The organism is Streptomyces sp. NPDC054887 (assembly GCF_053610585.1).
Genome location: NZ_JBSGYQ010000012.1, coordinates 75,442 through 88,250, shown reverse-complemented (window position 1 = coordinate 88,250; position 12,809 = coordinate 75,442). Strand labels below are relative to the sequence as shown.

Below are 12,809 nucleotides of genomic sequence, written 5' to 3'. Positions count from 1 at the left end.
CCGGCCGCGGCGCCACCTCCCGCACAGGGGTGAACCGTCTCCCCCGCGCGGGGGAGAGCGCTCAGCCGGTGAGGACGAGGACCAGCTCGTCGATCTCCGCCCCGCGCGCGTTCGCGAACCCGCGCTCGCGCCCCGTGACGGTGAACCCGCACTTCTCCAGCACCCGCAGCGACCCGGCGTTGTCCGCCGCGGCGCGCGCGAACAGCGGCCGTTCCCCGACCACTTCGAGCAGCGCGCCCAGGGCGGCGGTGGCCACCCCCCGGCCCCAGTGGGCCCGGTCGATCCAGTACGTCACCTGGAGGTCGCCCGGCTCCCCGTACACGCAGGCGCTGCCCGCGACCTCACCGTCGGCGAGGACGGTCCGCACGACGTACTCGGCGATGTTGCGCTCCCAGTGCGCGTCGAACCGGGCGCGGTCCACCGGACCGGCCGGTCCGAAGGCCGCCATCCGCTTGGCCTCGGGGTCCTGGAAATGGGCGTAGAAGAGCCCGAGGTCGTCCGGCAGGACCTCGCGCAGCGTCACGTCGGGCGCCACGTCAGAGCCTGCGGGTGGCGAGCGTCAGCCGGTCGCGCGCGTCGAACAGGGCGTCCTTGACCATCTGTTCGTGCGCCGGGGTGAGCCGGGCGACCGGCACCGAGCAGCTGATGGCGTCCCGGGCCGGCGTCCGGTACGGGATGGCGACGCCGAAGCAGCGCAGGCCGAGCGTGTTCTCCTCGCGGTCGACGGCGTACCCCTGTTCGCGGACGAGGTGCAGCTCCTGGATGAGCTTCTCGCGGTCGGTGATGGTGTGCTCGGTCAGCGCCGGCAGCGTCTCCGGCAGCAGCTTGCGCACCTGTTCGTCGGTGTGCGTCGCGAGCAGCGCCTTGCCCAGGGACGTCGAGTGCGCGGGCAGGCGGCGGCCGACCCGGGTGAAGGGGCGCAGGTAGTGCTGGGACTGGCGGGTGGCGAGGTACACGACGTTCGTACCGTCGAGGCGGGCCAGGTGAATGGTCTCCGTCGTGTCGTCGGAGAGCCGGTCCAGGGTGGGGCGGGCGGAGGCCACGACCTCGTCGCCGTCGATGTACGACGTGCCGACGAGCAGCGCCCGTACGCCGATGCCGTACCGCGTGCCCGTCGCGTCCGTCTCGACCCAGCCGAGCTCGACCAGGGTGCGCAGCAGCATGTAGAGGCTGGACTTGGGGTACCCGACGGCCTCCTGGACCGCGGCGAGGGAGTGCATGCCGGGGCGGCCGGCGAAGAATTCGAGCAACTCCACGGTCCGCACCGCCGATTTGACCTGCGCACCGCCCGTATCGGCAGTTGACATTGAGCCTCGCCCCTTCTTGGCCACTCTTGACCGCTCAGAACGTCCGTTAATAGAGTCCCCAGCATATTCAGTATCAGGAACTCTGTTCAGAATACCGAACAGCTGGAAGGACGCCACGGTGGCAGCTACACCAGTCTGGAGTGTCGACCCCCGAACGGGGAAGCCGCGCGAGCAGGTCGCGGTCGAGGCCACGGCGGAGGAGGTCGACCGCGCGGTGCGGTCCGCGCACGCCGTTCGCTCCGCCCTCGCCGACCGCGCGGTGCGGTCCGCCCTCCTGCGCACCGCCGCCGGTCTCCTCGACGAGGCCGTGACGCACGTCGTCGAGGCGGCCGACGCGGAGACCGCGCTCGGCCCGGCCCGGCTGACGGGCGAACTCGCCCGTACGACGGCCCAGCTCAGGGCGTTCGCGGACGTCGTCGACGAGGGGGCCTTCCTCGACATCAGGATCGACCACGAGGACGGTACGAAGACCCCGCCCTGGCCCGACCTGCGCCGCTTCAAGATCCCGCTGGGCGTCGTGGCCGTCTACGCGGCCAGCAACTTCCCGCTGGCCTTCTCGGTGCCCGGCGGAGACACCGCCAGCGCGCTCGCTGCGGGCTGCCCGGTGGTGGTCAAGGCGCACCCCGACCACCCCGCCACGTCGGAACTCTGCGTGTCCGTACTGCGCAGGGCGGCGGCCCGGGTCGGCCTGTCCGAGGACGTGGTGAGCCTGCTCCACGGCTTCGACGCGGGCATCGAGCTGGTGCGCCACCCATTGGTCGCGGCAGCCGGCTTCACCGGTTCAGTGCGCGGCGGCCGGGCGCTCTTCGACGCCGCGGCGGCCCGGCCCGCCCCGATCCCCTTCCACGGCGAACTCGGCTCCCTCAACCCGGTCGTGATCACGACGGCCGCCGCGGAGGAGCGGGCCGAGCAGATCGGGGCGGGGCTCGCCGGCTCCCTGACGCTGGGCGCCGGGCAGTTCTGCACCAAGCCGGGCTTCGTGCTCGCCCCCGAGGGCGCGGCCGGCGACCGGCTGCTGAAGTCGCTCACCGCGGCGCTCAGCGACACCGACCCCGGCGTCATGCTGGACCACCGCATGCGCGACGCGTTCGTCGAGGGCGTGCGGGAGCGGGCGGGGCTGCCCGACACGCAGGCCCCCGTCACCCCCGGCGCGGGCGGCGAGCACACCGTGAGCGCGGGCTTCCTCACCGTCCCGGCGCGGCTGCTGGCCGAGGAGGGGGCGCACGACCTGCTCCTGGAGGAGTGCTTCGGACCCGTCACCGTGGTCGCGCGCTACGAGGAACCCGCCGAGATCGGGGCCGTGCTGTCCCGGCTGCCGGGCAACCTCACCGCCACGCTCCAGCTCTCCGCGCAGGAGGAGGCGGGCGACGCGGGCGCCGGAGCCGAGCTGCTCGCCGAGCTGACGCCGCTCGCGGGGCGCGTGCTCGTCAACGGGTGGCCGACGGGCGTCGCCGTCGCCCCCGCGCAGCACCACGGCGGGCCGTACCCGGCGACGACCTCGACCTCCACGTCGGTGGGCGCGACGGCCGTCGAGCGGTGGCTGCGGCCGGTCACGTACCAGTCGACGCCGCAGGCCCTGCTGCCGCGGGAGCTGCGCGACGACAACCCGGAGGGCCTGCCGCGCCGGGTGGACGGCCGCCAGGAGTAGGGACCGCAGGGCAGGGGCCCGGGCCCCTGCCCCTCCCGACGGCGGGAATGAGTCGCTCCGGTCGGCTGTTGAGCGGGGAGCGGAGGCGCCCTCCGCCCCCGCACACCGACTGACCTGGAGTGAAGAACCACATGCGCGTCGAGATCTGGAGCGACATCGCCTGCCCCTGGTGCTACATCGGCAAGGCCCGCTTCGAGAAGGGGCTGGCCGCCTTCCCGCACCGGGACGGCATCGAGGTGGTGCACCGCTCCTTCGAGCTCGACCCCGCGAGCCCCAAGGGCGTCACCGAACCGGTGACCGGCATGCTGGCCAGGAAGTACGGGCGCACGCACGAGGAGGTGCGGGCCATGGAGGAGCAGGTCGCCTCCCACGCGCGCGCCGAGGGGCTCGGCTTCCTGACCGAAGGCCGGGACCACGGCAACACCTTCGACATCCACCGGCTGCTGCACCTCGCCAAGGCCCGCGGCCGCCAGGACGAGCTGCTCGACCTCGCCTACCGCGCCAACTTCGCCGAGGAGCGGTCCGTCTTCGACACACGGGTGCTCCTTGACCTGGCCGTGGAGGCCGGGCTCGACGCCGACGAGGCGCGCGCGGTGCTGGATGACGAGAGCGCGTACGCCGAGGAGGTGCGCGGCGACGAGCGCGAGGCCGCCGAGCTGGGCGCGAGCGGCGTGCCGTTCTTCGTCCTCGACCGGCGTTACGGCATCTCCGGGGGCCAGCCCGCCGAGGTCTTCACCCGGGCGCTGGAGCAGGCGTGGGAGAGCCGCGTGGTCACACCGCTCGCCACGGCCGGCTCGGGCGGCCAGACGTGCGACGCCGCCGGGGCGTGCGGCGTATAAGTCTCACTTGGAGAGAGCAGCCAAAGATATGCCGTGGACGGGGAGTTGGCGGCATAGCAGAGTAGGGGCATGAAGCCCCTGACTCTCACCGACGTCGTGGCCGCCGAGTTCGCGCCGGAGACGACGTACCTCAACACCTCGTCCTGCGGCCTGTCGCCCCGCCGCGTGGTGGCGGCAGTCAAGGCCGCGGCCGAACTCAACGCCACCGGACGGGACACCTTCGACTTCGCCCCGGTGGCCGCCGCACGGGCCTCCTACGCCCGTATCGTCGGCGTCCCCGAGGAGCGGGTCGCCGTGGGCACGGCGGTCTCCGTCCACGTCGGCCTGATCGCGGCCTCCCTGCCTCCCGGGGCCGAAGTCCTGTGCCCCGAGGGGGACTTCTCCTCGGTGGTCAACCCCTTCGCGGTCCGCGGCGACCTCAAGACGCGGTACGTGCCGCTGGAGGCGCTGGCCGAGTCCGTGCGGCCCGGGACCGCGCTGGTGGCCTGGTCGGCGGTGCAGTCCGCCGACGGGCGCGTCGCCGACCTCGACGCCGTACGGGCGGCGGCCGCCGCGCACGGGGCCCGCACGCTGGTCGACGCGACCCAGGCGGTGGGCTGGTTCCCGTTCGAGGCGGGGCTCTACGACTACACGGTCGCCGGAGGCTACAAGTACCTGCTGGCGCCGCGCGGCACCTCGTTCCTCACCGTCACGGAGGAGGCGCAGGAATCCCTCACGCCGCTGCACGCCGGATGGATCGCCGGCGAGGACATCTGGGGCAGCACCTACGGTCCGGTCGGCCGGCTGGCCCGCAGCGCGCGCCGGTTCGACGAGCCGCCGCCCTCCCTCGCGTACGCCGGGGCCGAGCACGCCCTCGCGCTCCTGGAGGAAGTCGGCATCGCCACCGTGCGCGAGCACGACCTGGCCCTCGCCGCGCGCTACCGCGAAGGGCTCGTGTCGCTCGGCCACACGCCGGTCCCCGGCGACTCCGTGGTCGTGGCCGTCCCGGGCCTCGCGCACCGGGTCGACGCGCTGGCGGCGGCGGACATCGCCGTGTCCGTGCGGGCGGGCAACCTGCGCGCCTCGTTCCACCTCTACAACACCACCGCCGACGTGGACCGCACGCTGGACGTGCTCGCCGGCTGAGCACGACGCCGGGCGGGCCCGGTCTCCACCAAGCCCGCCCGGCATCGCCCGCGTCGTACGCTGCCCTCACTTCACCGGCGTGAAGTCCCTCGCGCCGATGAACTCGGGACGGCGTACGGGCGCGGCGAACGGCTCGACCGCCGTGTTCTCCACGCTGTTGAAGACGATGAAGACGTTGCTGCGCGCGTACGGCGTGATGTTGTCGCCCGAGCCGTGCATCGCGTTGCAGTCGAACCAGGTCGCCGAGCCGGCCTTGCCGGTGAACAGCCGGATGCCGTGGCGGTCCGCCATGCGCGTCAGCACCTCGTCCGACGGGATGCCGGCGTCCTGCATCTGGAGCGAGCGCTTGTAGTTGTCCTTGGGCGTCTCACCCGCGCAGCCCAGGAACTCCTTGTGCGACCCCGGCATGATCATCAGGCCGCCGTTGGTGTCGTAGTTCTCGGTCAGCGCGATCGAGACGGACACGGTCCGCATGTTCGGCAGACCGTCCTCGGCGTGCCACGTCTCGAAGTCCGAGTGCCAGTAGAACCCCGAGGCCCCGAAGCCCGGCTTGACGTTGATCCGCGACTGGTGGACGTACACGTCCGAGCCGAGGATCTGACGGGCCCGGCCGACGACCCGGGGGTCCCGCACGAGCCGCGCGAAGATCTCGCTGATGCGGTGCACCTCGAAGACCGACCGTACGTCCTGCGACTTCGGCTCGATGATCGAGCGCTCGTCCGCGCGCACGCCCGGGTCGCCGATCAGCCGCTCCAGCTCCGCCCGGTAGAGCGACACCTCTTCCGGCGTGATGAGCTGGTCGACGGTGAGGAAACCGTCCCGCTCGAAGCCCATGAGCTCGGTCGGCTCGATCGGCCCCGGCGCGCCGGGCGCGGACCAGACGACCGGGTCCTGGCGGGGGGTGGTCACCTCGGCGGCGCCGCGCGTCGGGTAGAGGTCGGCGCGTCGGGTCTCGGTATGTGCGGTCAGTACGTCGGTCATGGTTCAGACCTCCTCGGTCAGCAGCGGGTAGACACCGTTCTCGTCGTGGTCCTCCCGTCCGGTGACGGGAGGGTTGAAGACGCATACGCAGCGGAAGTCGGTCTTGGGGCGCATGGTGTGGCGCTCGTGGCCGTCCAGCAGGTACATCGTGCCCGGCGTGATCCAGTGGGTCTCGCCGGTCTCGTCGTTGGTGAGCTCGGCCTCGCCCTCCGTGCAGAGCACGGCCTCGATGTGGTTCGCGTACCACATCGACGTCTCCGTGCCCGCGTACAGCACGGTCTCGTGGAGCGAGAAGCCGACCTTCTCCTTGGCGAGCACGATGCGCTTGCTCTCCCAGGTCCCGGAAGCGGCCTTCACATGGCGGTCGGTTCCCTCTATGTCCTTGAACGATCGGACGATCACGGTGAGTTGAGCCCTTCTGTGTTGCTTCGGTACTGCCTGGGACGCCGGGCGTGCGGGCGTTCAGGTCTTGGTGACCCCGTGCGCGGCCGTCCTCAGCCGGTCTCGCGGACGGAGCGGGCCAGGATGCTGAGGCCCTGGTCGAGCTCCTCGGGGGTGATGGTGAGCGCCGGCAGCAGCTTGACGACCTCGCTCTCCGGGCCCGAGGTCTCCAGCAGCATGCCGAGCTCGAAGGCGCGGCGGCAGACGGCGGTGGCGCGCGACTTGTCGGCGAACTCCATGCCCCAGACCAGGCCGCGGCCGCGGAAGCTCACGCCGGCCCCGGCGTTCTCGTCGGCGATGGAGAGCAGCGCCCGCTCGACCTGCTCGCCGCGGGCCAGCGTCTGCTTCTCCATCTGGCCGTCCGCCCAGTACGTGTTGAGCGCGGCGGTGGCGGTGACGAAGGCCGGGTTGTTGCCGCGGAAGGTGCCGTTGTGCTCACCCGGCTCCCAGACGTCCAGCTCCGGCTTGAACAGGCAGAGCGACATGGGCAGGCCGTAACCGCTGATGGACTTCGACAGCGTGACGATGTCCGGGGTGATGCCGGCCTCCTCGAAGGAGAAGAAGCCGCCCGTACGGCCGCAGCCCATCTGGATGTCGTCGACGATCAGCAGCATGTCCTGGCGGTGGCACAGGTCCTGGAGCGCGCGCAGCCACTCGGCGCGGGCCACGTTGATGCCGCCCTCGCCCTGGACCGTCTCCACGATCACGGCGGCGGGCTTGTTGAGGCCCGAGCCCTGGTCCTCCAGCAGGCGCTCGAACCACAGGAAGTCCGGGACCTGGCCGTCGAAGTAGTTGTCGAACGGCATGGGCGTGCCGTGCACGAGCGGTATGCCCGCGCCGGCGCGCTTGAACGCGTTGCCGGTGACGGCGAGCGAGCCGAGCGACATGCCGTGGAAGGCGTTGGTGAAGGACACGACCGACTCGCGGCCCTTGACCTTGCGGGCGAGCTTGAGCGCGGCCTCGACGGCGTTGGTGCCGGTCGGGCCGGGGAACATCACCTTGTACGGCAGGTCGCGCGGCCGCAGGACGACGTTCTCGAAGGTCTCCAGGAAGGCGCGCTTGGCAGCCGTCGCCATGTCGAGGCCGTGGGTGATGCCGTCGCGCTCGATGTAGTCGATCAGCGCCCGTTTCAGCACCGGGTTGTTGTGGCCGTAGTTGAGCGAACCGGCGCCGGCGAAGAAGTCGAGGTAGGTGTGGCCGTCCTCGTCGTGCAGGTGGCTGCCCTGCGCGCGGTCGAACACGGCCGGCCAGCCGCGGCAGTAGCTGCGTACCTCGGATTCCAGGGTTTCGAAGACGCTCAGGGCGGGGGGAGTGATGGTCACAGCGGTCTCCTGGGAGAGAGAGGACGTACGAAGGGGGAAGGGGGAGGGGCCGGTTCAGGCGGCGAGCGGGCCGATGCGGTACAGCACCTCGGGCAGGTGGGTTCCCTCGGGGAACAGCCCGCCGTCGAAGAGCACTTCGCGTTCGAGGCCCGCTCCGCGCCGCTCGGCGTAGGAGGTGAACAGCCGGTTGGAAGCGGTGTTGTCCGGGGTCACGGTCGTCTCGACCGTCGTCACCCCGTGCCGGGCGGCGACCTTCTCGGTCAGCGCCTCCAGGAGCGTGCCGGCCAGCCCCCGGCCGCGGTGGTCGTGGTCGACGGCGACCTGCCACACGACGAGGGTCTCGGGGCGCTCGGGGCGTATGTAGCCCGTGATGAAGGCGATCGGCTCACCCCCGGGGCTGTCCCTGGCCACGACGGACGTCGCCGCGAAGTCGCGGCACCACAGCAGATAGCTGTACGAGGAGTTGAGGTCCAGGGCCTGGGAGTCGCGGGCGATGCGCCAGATCGCGGCTCCGTCCTCCACTCGCGGAGCATCGATCTGCAGGAATTCGCTTCGGGCACTTGCAAGGTCTGCTGGTGCGGCGGTCATGCGGAAGGAATTTACCGAGCAAATTCAAAAAGTGCATCGTCGGAAGGGGTTGGGTGGGAGCGCGTCATGTGTTATCGCGCGAGACCGGTCTTCCCGCGAGCAGACTGCAAATGCGGGCGATTTGACCGGAAATAACCGGGCAAATCGTCTTCGTTGTGGGGTCGGTCACACCGTCGAAACCCGGCCGAGTTCTTGTTGAAACCTTGGCGTTTACGGTCCGGGAAACGGGGCAGAAGAAAACGGGAAGCTGCGCTGATAAAGCGGCTTCCCGTTATCCGTTAATTCACTGAATTCATACAACCTATGCGCTGGGCCAGGTTTCCGCCACGGCCTTTCGGGCACCTTCGGAGTCGACATGCGCACCCGACTCGGTCAGTGCCGCCCCGATGGCGGCGAGCGACGACCCGACCACGTCCCGCGTGGCGTCCGCGCCGTAGTGATTGACGCGGATCATCTCCTCGGACAGCGCTCCGCCGCCCGCGACGAGCGGCAGGGACGGGTCGGCGGCGAGCGCCTTGGCGACGACCTCCGACGCGCTGACCCCGGCCGGGGTGCGCAGCGTCGTGGCGACCGGAGCGGCCTCCCGCGCCTCGTGGACGTACAGCTCCAGGCCGCCGCTCAGCGCGAGCGCTCCCGCGCGGGTGGCCGACGCTGCGGCCTGGTGCCGGGCCTGCACCGCGCCGAGCCCCTCGGCGTCGATGCGCTCCAGGCACGCCTCCAGCGCCAGCATCTCCAGCTGCGCGGGCGCGTGCAGCAGCGCCCTGCGCCCGCCGTCGATCCAGCGCTCCTTCCAGTCCAGCAGGGAGAGGTACGAGCGGCGCGGGGCGGCGGGGTTCGCGGCGAAGCGCTCCCAGGCCCGCTCGCTCACCGACACGGCGGACACCCCGGCCGGCCCGCCCATCGCCTTCTGCGCCCCGATCACACACAGGTCGACGCCCCAGGCGTCGGGCAGCAGGGGCTCGGCGCCCACCGAGGCGACCGCGTCCAGCATGAACAGGGCGCCGTGGGACCGTACGGCCTCACCGATCTCCGCGACGGGGTTGGTGTTGCCGGTCGCGGCCTCCGCGTGCACCAGCGAGACGAAGTCGATCTCCGGGTGCTCTTCGAGCGCCCGCGCGATCTGCCCGGCGGTGACCGCCGTGTCGAACGGCACGGTGAGGTCGAAGACGGCCGCGCCGCAGTCGCGCAGCCAGTTCCCGAAGGTCTGTCCGTACGGGCCCGTCACCACGTTGAGCGCGGCCGAGCCGGGACGGGCGCCGCCCCGGATGCAGCCTTCGAGGGGCAGCAGCGCCTCGCCCTGCATGACGACCACGTCCTGCTCGGTGGAGAGCAGCGAGGCGACCCGGCGTTCGATGGCCGCGAAGTGCGCGGCGGTCAGCGGGGGCAGGTCCAGAAGCGGGTGTGTCACGGCGGAGCTCTCTTCGATCTTCGGATGTTCGATCTCTCCCGGCCGAGCGTAACCGCCCCCTCGTAGAGTGCTGTGCATGAGCGATCGCATGGTGCTGCGGGTGAAGGGGCGGGTGCTCGCCGGGCCCGACGACGTACGGGACGAGCTGTGGGCCGTCGACGGCAGGATCACCTACGAACGGCCCCTCGGCGTCCGCGACGTGCCGGTCGTCCACGGCTGGGCGCTGCCCGGTCTCGTCGACGCGCACTGCCATGTCGGACTCGACCGGCACGGTCCCGTCGACGAGGCGACCAGCGAGAAGCAGGCGCTCACCGACCGGGACGCGGGCACGCTGCTGATCCGGGACGCCGGATCGCCGTCCGACACCCGCTGGATCGACGACCGCGCCGACCTGCCGAAGATCATCAGGGCGGGCCGTCACATCGCCCGCACCCGCCGGTACATCCGCAACTACGCCCACGAGATCGAGCCGGGCGACCTGGTGGCGTACGTCGCCCGGGAGGCGCGGCGCGGCGACGGCTGGGTCAAGCTCGTCGGCGACTGGCTCGACCGGGAGACCGGGGACCTGGGCGCGTGCTGGCCGCGCGGCGAGGTCGAGGCGGCCATCGCCGAGGCGCACCGGCTCGGCGCCCGCGTCACCGCGCACTGCTTCGCGGAGGAGTCGCTGCGCGACCTCGTCGAAGCGGGCATCGACTGCGTCGAGCACGCCACGGGCCTCACCGAGGACACCATTCCGCTCTTCGCGGAGCGGGGCGTCGCGATCGTGCCGACACTCGTCAACATCGGCACGTTCCCGCACCTCGCGGACAGCGGCGAGGCGAAGTTCCCCCGCTGGTCGGCGCACATGCGCGAGCTGCACGCGCGCCGGTACGACACGGTCCGCGCGGCGTACGACGCGGGCGTCCCGGTCTTCGTCGGCACGGACGCCGGCGGCTCGCTCGCCCACGGACTGGTGGCGGACGAGGTCGCGGAACTGGTGAAGGCGGGCATCCCCCCGACCGAGGCCCTCTCGGCCACGGCGTGGGGCGCCCGCCGGTGGCTCGGGCGGCCGTTGCTGGAGGAGGGCGACCCGGCGGACCTGGTGGTGTACGAAGAGGACCCGCGCGCGGACGTACGGGTGCTGGCGGCGCCGCGGCGGATCATCCTGAACGGGCGGATCGTCTCGGGGTGACGGAACGGCCGGCCGTCTCCGGCCGACGCGGGGGAACGGGCGTGCGTGGCGGGGTGCCGAGATTCGAATGCCAGGGCGGAAACCCCACGAAGGGGTGAACTCACCGCAGGTGGCTGACCGTTCACTCTAAGTGCGTAAGTATTCCTGTGTCTCAGCTGCCCCGGCGCTCACGTGTCCCCGTGGAGTGCGCCGGGCGGCGCCGTGTCACTCGTGGGGGTTCCACCACCTTGAACAGCACCTTCTTCAGCATGCCCGCACGCCGGTCCGCGGACCGGCCCGTACGCCGGTTCACGCGCCGGTCCGCAGCCGCGGCGGCTGCCGCCGCCCTCACCGCGGGCCCCGCCGGCGCACTGCTCCTCGCCCCCGCGGCGCACGCCACCGGCGGTGCGGGCGACGGGAAGGCGAGCGCCGTGGTGCTCCGCACCGGCCTCGACGTCTCCCTGCTCGACAAGACGGTCGACGTGCCGCTGACCGCCGCGCTCAACGAGGTCGAGGCCCCGGGGAACGCCGGGAAGACCGCGCTGACGGTCGAGTTGGACGGCGTGGAGCAGAACGGTCCGGTCAACGTGCTGCGCGCCGACGTGGCCACGGCGAAGGCGACGGCCGACAAGCACCGCGCCGAGGGGTACGTCAACCTCGCGCACGCCAAGGTGCACGTGCCCGGGCTGCCGCTGCTCTCCCTCGTCGAGGTCGAGAAGGTCACCTCGAAGGCCCGGTGCGAGGCGGGCGCGCAGCCGGTCGCGGAGTCGAACGTCCTGGGCGCGGTGACCGTGCTCGGCAAGAAGGTCACGCTGTCGGCGGGCGGGCCGACGCGGGTCGAGGTGCCGGCGGTGGGCGTGGTGACGCTCGACCTGTCGAAGACGCACACCACCTCCCGTACGGCGGCGGCCACGGCGCTCGAACTCAAGGTGTCGGTGAACCCGCTCAAGCTGAACGTCGCCGAGGTCGAGGGCACGGTGACGCTCGCCGCCGCGACGTGCGAGTCGCCGAAGGCCCCGCCCGCGAAGGAGGCGCCGCAGGATGAACCCGGCGCCCCCGCGCCGGACGTGAAGCCCCAGACGCAACCGGCGCCGGAGGCGGACCTGGCCGAGACGGGCGGCAGTTCGGCGACCCCCTACCTCGCGGGCGGATCGGCCCTCCTGCTCGCGGCAGGCGGCGGCGCCCTGGCGGCGGCCCGGCGCCGGTCCCGCAACGGCGCCTGACCCGAGGGCGGATCCGGGGCCCCCACGGGGCGAAAGGCCGGCCGGGCCCGACGGACCCGGCCGCGCCGCCCCGGTCCCACGCCGGGCTACGGTGACGCGTCCGGCTTCCGGGCGAGGAGGCAGACGTACGACCTCGTGGCCGGTTCGTCCCGCGCCTCCTCCAGCCGCGCGGTGACGACGAGACCGGCACCGGTCAGCAGTGCGGCGATGCGGTCCACGGGCAGGAAGTAGGACGTGTACGACACGGGGCGGCCGTAGGCCCGCGCCGGTCGCACCTCCTCGTCCCCGGCGTGCCCGCCCAGCAGCAGGTGGCCGCCGGGCGCGAGCACGCGGCGGAACTCCGCGAACAGCACCGGCAGCGACTCGGGCGGTGTGTGGTGCGTGGAGTACCAGGCCAGAACGCCGCCGAGCGTGCCGCTCCCGAGCCCCACCGCGGTCATCGAGCCCACCGCGAACGCAAGGCCGGGGTGGGCGCGCCGGGCGAACCGGATCATCTCCGGTGACAGGTCGACGCCGATCATGGGCAGCCCGAGACCGGCCATGTACGCCGTCACCCGGCCGGGCCCGCACCCGAGGTCCGCGACCGGCCCGAGGCCGGCGCCCCGTACGAGTTCCGCGAACGCGGTCAGCATCGCACGGGACGGCGCGCTCATCTCGCCCGGCGACTTGACGCGTGCCGCGTAGTCACCGGCGACGGTGTCGTACGACTCCCGGACCGCGGCCAGGTACGAAGGTTCACTCACGCGCCAACCCTACGGCGCACAGGCCGTGTTGCCG

At 72.2% G+C, this 12,809-nt stretch carries 13 protein-coding genes; 5 read left to right on the top strand and 8 right to left on the bottom strand.

Annotated features, from left to right (window positions below; translation table 11 throughout):
• Positions 1 to 61: 61 nt before the first annotated feature.
• On the bottom strand, positions 62 to 535 hold the full coding sequence (locus ACWGH0_RS09595) for a GNAT family N-acetyltransferase (RefSeq protein WP_453403597.1): 474 nt from the start codon (positions 533 to 535) through the stop codon (positions 62 to 64).
• Between the two features lies 1 nt (position 536).
• On the bottom strand, positions 537 to 1,307 hold the full coding sequence (locus ACWGH0_RS09590; RefSeq protein WP_453403596.1) for an IclR family transcriptional regulator: 771 nt from the start codon (positions 1,305 to 1,307) through the stop codon (positions 537 to 539).
• Between the two features lie 118 nt (positions 1,308 to 1,425).
• On the opposite strand from ACWGH0_RS09590, the gene ACWGH0_RS09585 reads away from it, so the two are divergent.
• From ACWGH0_RS09585 to ACWGH0_RS09575, 3 genes are all read left to right on the top strand, one after another.
• Positions 1,426 to 2,955 carry an aldehyde dehydrogenase (NADP(+)) gene (locus ACWGH0_RS09585; protein ID WP_453403595.1) on the top strand — a complete coding sequence of 510 codons (1,530 nt, stop codon included), beginning with the start codon at positions 1,426 to 1,428 and terminating at the stop codon, positions 2,953 to 2,955.
• A 131-nt stretch (positions 2,956 to 3,086) separates the two neighbouring features.
• Entirely contained in the window at positions 3,087 to 3,794 is a 708-nt protein-coding gene (locus ACWGH0_RS09580; protein ID WP_453403594.1) for a DsbA family oxidoreductase, read from the top strand.
• Between the two features lie 69 nt (positions 3,795 to 3,863).
• On the top strand, positions 3,864 to 4,919 hold the full coding sequence (locus ACWGH0_RS09575; protein WP_453403593.1) for an aminotransferase class V-fold PLP-dependent enzyme: 1,056 nt from the start codon (positions 3,864 to 3,866) through the stop codon (positions 4,917 to 4,919).
• A gap of 66 nt (positions 4,920 to 4,985) precedes the next feature.
• Here the strand turns inward: ACWGH0_RS09575 and thpD are convergent, their stop codons facing one another.
• The 5 genes from thpD to ACWGH0_RS09550 form a co-directional block, all read right to left on the bottom strand.
• Positions 4,986 to 5,900 carry an ectoine hydroxylase gene (thpD, locus tag ACWGH0_RS09570; RefSeq protein WP_453403592.1) on the bottom strand — a complete coding sequence of 305 codons (915 nt, stop codon included), beginning with the start codon at positions 5,898 to 5,900 and terminating at the stop codon, positions 4,986 to 4,988.
• A gap of 3 nt (positions 5,901 to 5,903) precedes the next feature.
• Positions 5,904 to 6,302 carry an ectoine synthase gene (locus ACWGH0_RS09565; RefSeq protein ID WP_069929355.1) on the bottom strand — a complete coding sequence of 133 codons (399 nt, stop codon included), beginning with the start codon at positions 6,300 to 6,302 and terminating at the stop codon, positions 5,904 to 5,906.
• A 92-nt stretch (positions 6,303 to 6,394) separates the two neighbouring features.
• Entirely contained in the window at positions 6,395 to 7,663 is a 1,269-nt protein-coding gene (gene ectB, locus ACWGH0_RS09560; RefSeq protein WP_453403591.1) for a diaminobutyrate--2-oxoglutarate transaminase, read from the bottom strand.
• A 54-nt stretch (positions 7,664 to 7,717) separates the two neighbouring features.
• Complete coding sequence (ectA, locus tag ACWGH0_RS09555; protein ID WP_453403590.1) at positions 7,718 to 8,251, bottom strand: diaminobutyrate acetyltransferase; 534 nt, start codon at positions 8,249 to 8,251, stop codon at positions 7,718 to 7,720.
• Between the two features lie 301 nt (positions 8,252 to 8,552).
• A complete protein-coding gene (locus ACWGH0_RS09550) occupies positions 8,553 to 9,659 on the bottom strand; it encodes a pyridoxal-phosphate-dependent aminotransferase family protein (RefSeq protein ID WP_453403589.1) in 1,107 nt (368 codons plus the stop codon).
• Between the two features lie 76 nt (positions 9,660 to 9,735).
• Here ACWGH0_RS09550 and ACWGH0_RS09545 point away from each other — a divergent pair, with 76 nt between their 5' ends.
• The gene (locus tag ACWGH0_RS09545) at positions 9,736 to 10,830 is read left to right on the top strand and encodes an amidohydrolase family protein (protein ID WP_453403588.1); all 1,095 of its coding nucleotides are present in this window, start codon (positions 9,736 to 9,738) and stop codon (positions 10,828 to 10,830) included.
• A gap of 227 nt (positions 10,831 to 11,057) precedes the next feature.
• Positions 11,058 to 12,032, top strand: a complete 975-nt coding sequence (locus ACWGH0_RS09540) for an SCO1860 family LAETG-anchored protein (RefSeq protein ID WP_453403587.1) — start codon at positions 11,058 to 11,060, stop codon at positions 12,030 to 12,032.
• Positions 12,033 to 12,118: 86 nt separating this feature from the next.
• Here ACWGH0_RS09540 and ACWGH0_RS09535 read toward each other — a convergent pair whose 3' ends face one another.
• Positions 12,119 to 12,775 carry a class I SAM-dependent DNA methyltransferase gene (locus ACWGH0_RS09535; protein WP_453403586.1) on the bottom strand — a complete coding sequence of 219 codons (657 nt, stop codon included), beginning with the start codon at positions 12,773 to 12,775 and terminating at the stop codon, positions 12,119 to 12,121.
• Positions 12,776 to 12,809: the final 34 nt, after the last annotated feature.

What these genes read in the sequence shown, in the direction of transcription:
- ACWGH0_RS09590 (WP_453403596.1), bottom strand. Translation starts at nt 1,307, where the DNA reads ATGTCAACTGCCGATACGGGCGGTGCGCAGGTCAAATCGGCGGTGCGG.
- ACWGH0_RS09545 (WP_453403588.1), top strand. Translation starts at nt 9,736, where the DNA reads ATGAGCGATCGCATGGTGCTGCGGGTGAAGGGGCGGGTGCTCGCCGGG.
- thpD (WP_453403592.1), bottom strand. Translation starts at nt 5,900, where the DNA reads ATGACCGACGTACTGACCGCACATACCGAGACCCGACGCGCCGACCTC.
- ACWGH0_RS09580 (WP_453403594.1), top strand. Translation starts at nt 3,087, where the DNA reads ATGCGCGTCGAGATCTGGAGCGACATCGCCTGCCCCTGGTGCTACATC.
- ectA (WP_453403590.1), bottom strand. Translation starts at nt 8,251, where the DNA reads ATGACCGCCGCACCAGCAGACCTTGCAAGTGCCCGAAGCGAATTCCTG.
- ACWGH0_RS09575 (WP_453403593.1), top strand. Translation starts at nt 3,864, where the DNA reads ATGAAGCCCCTGACTCTCACCGACGTCGTGGCCGCCGAGTTCGCGCCG.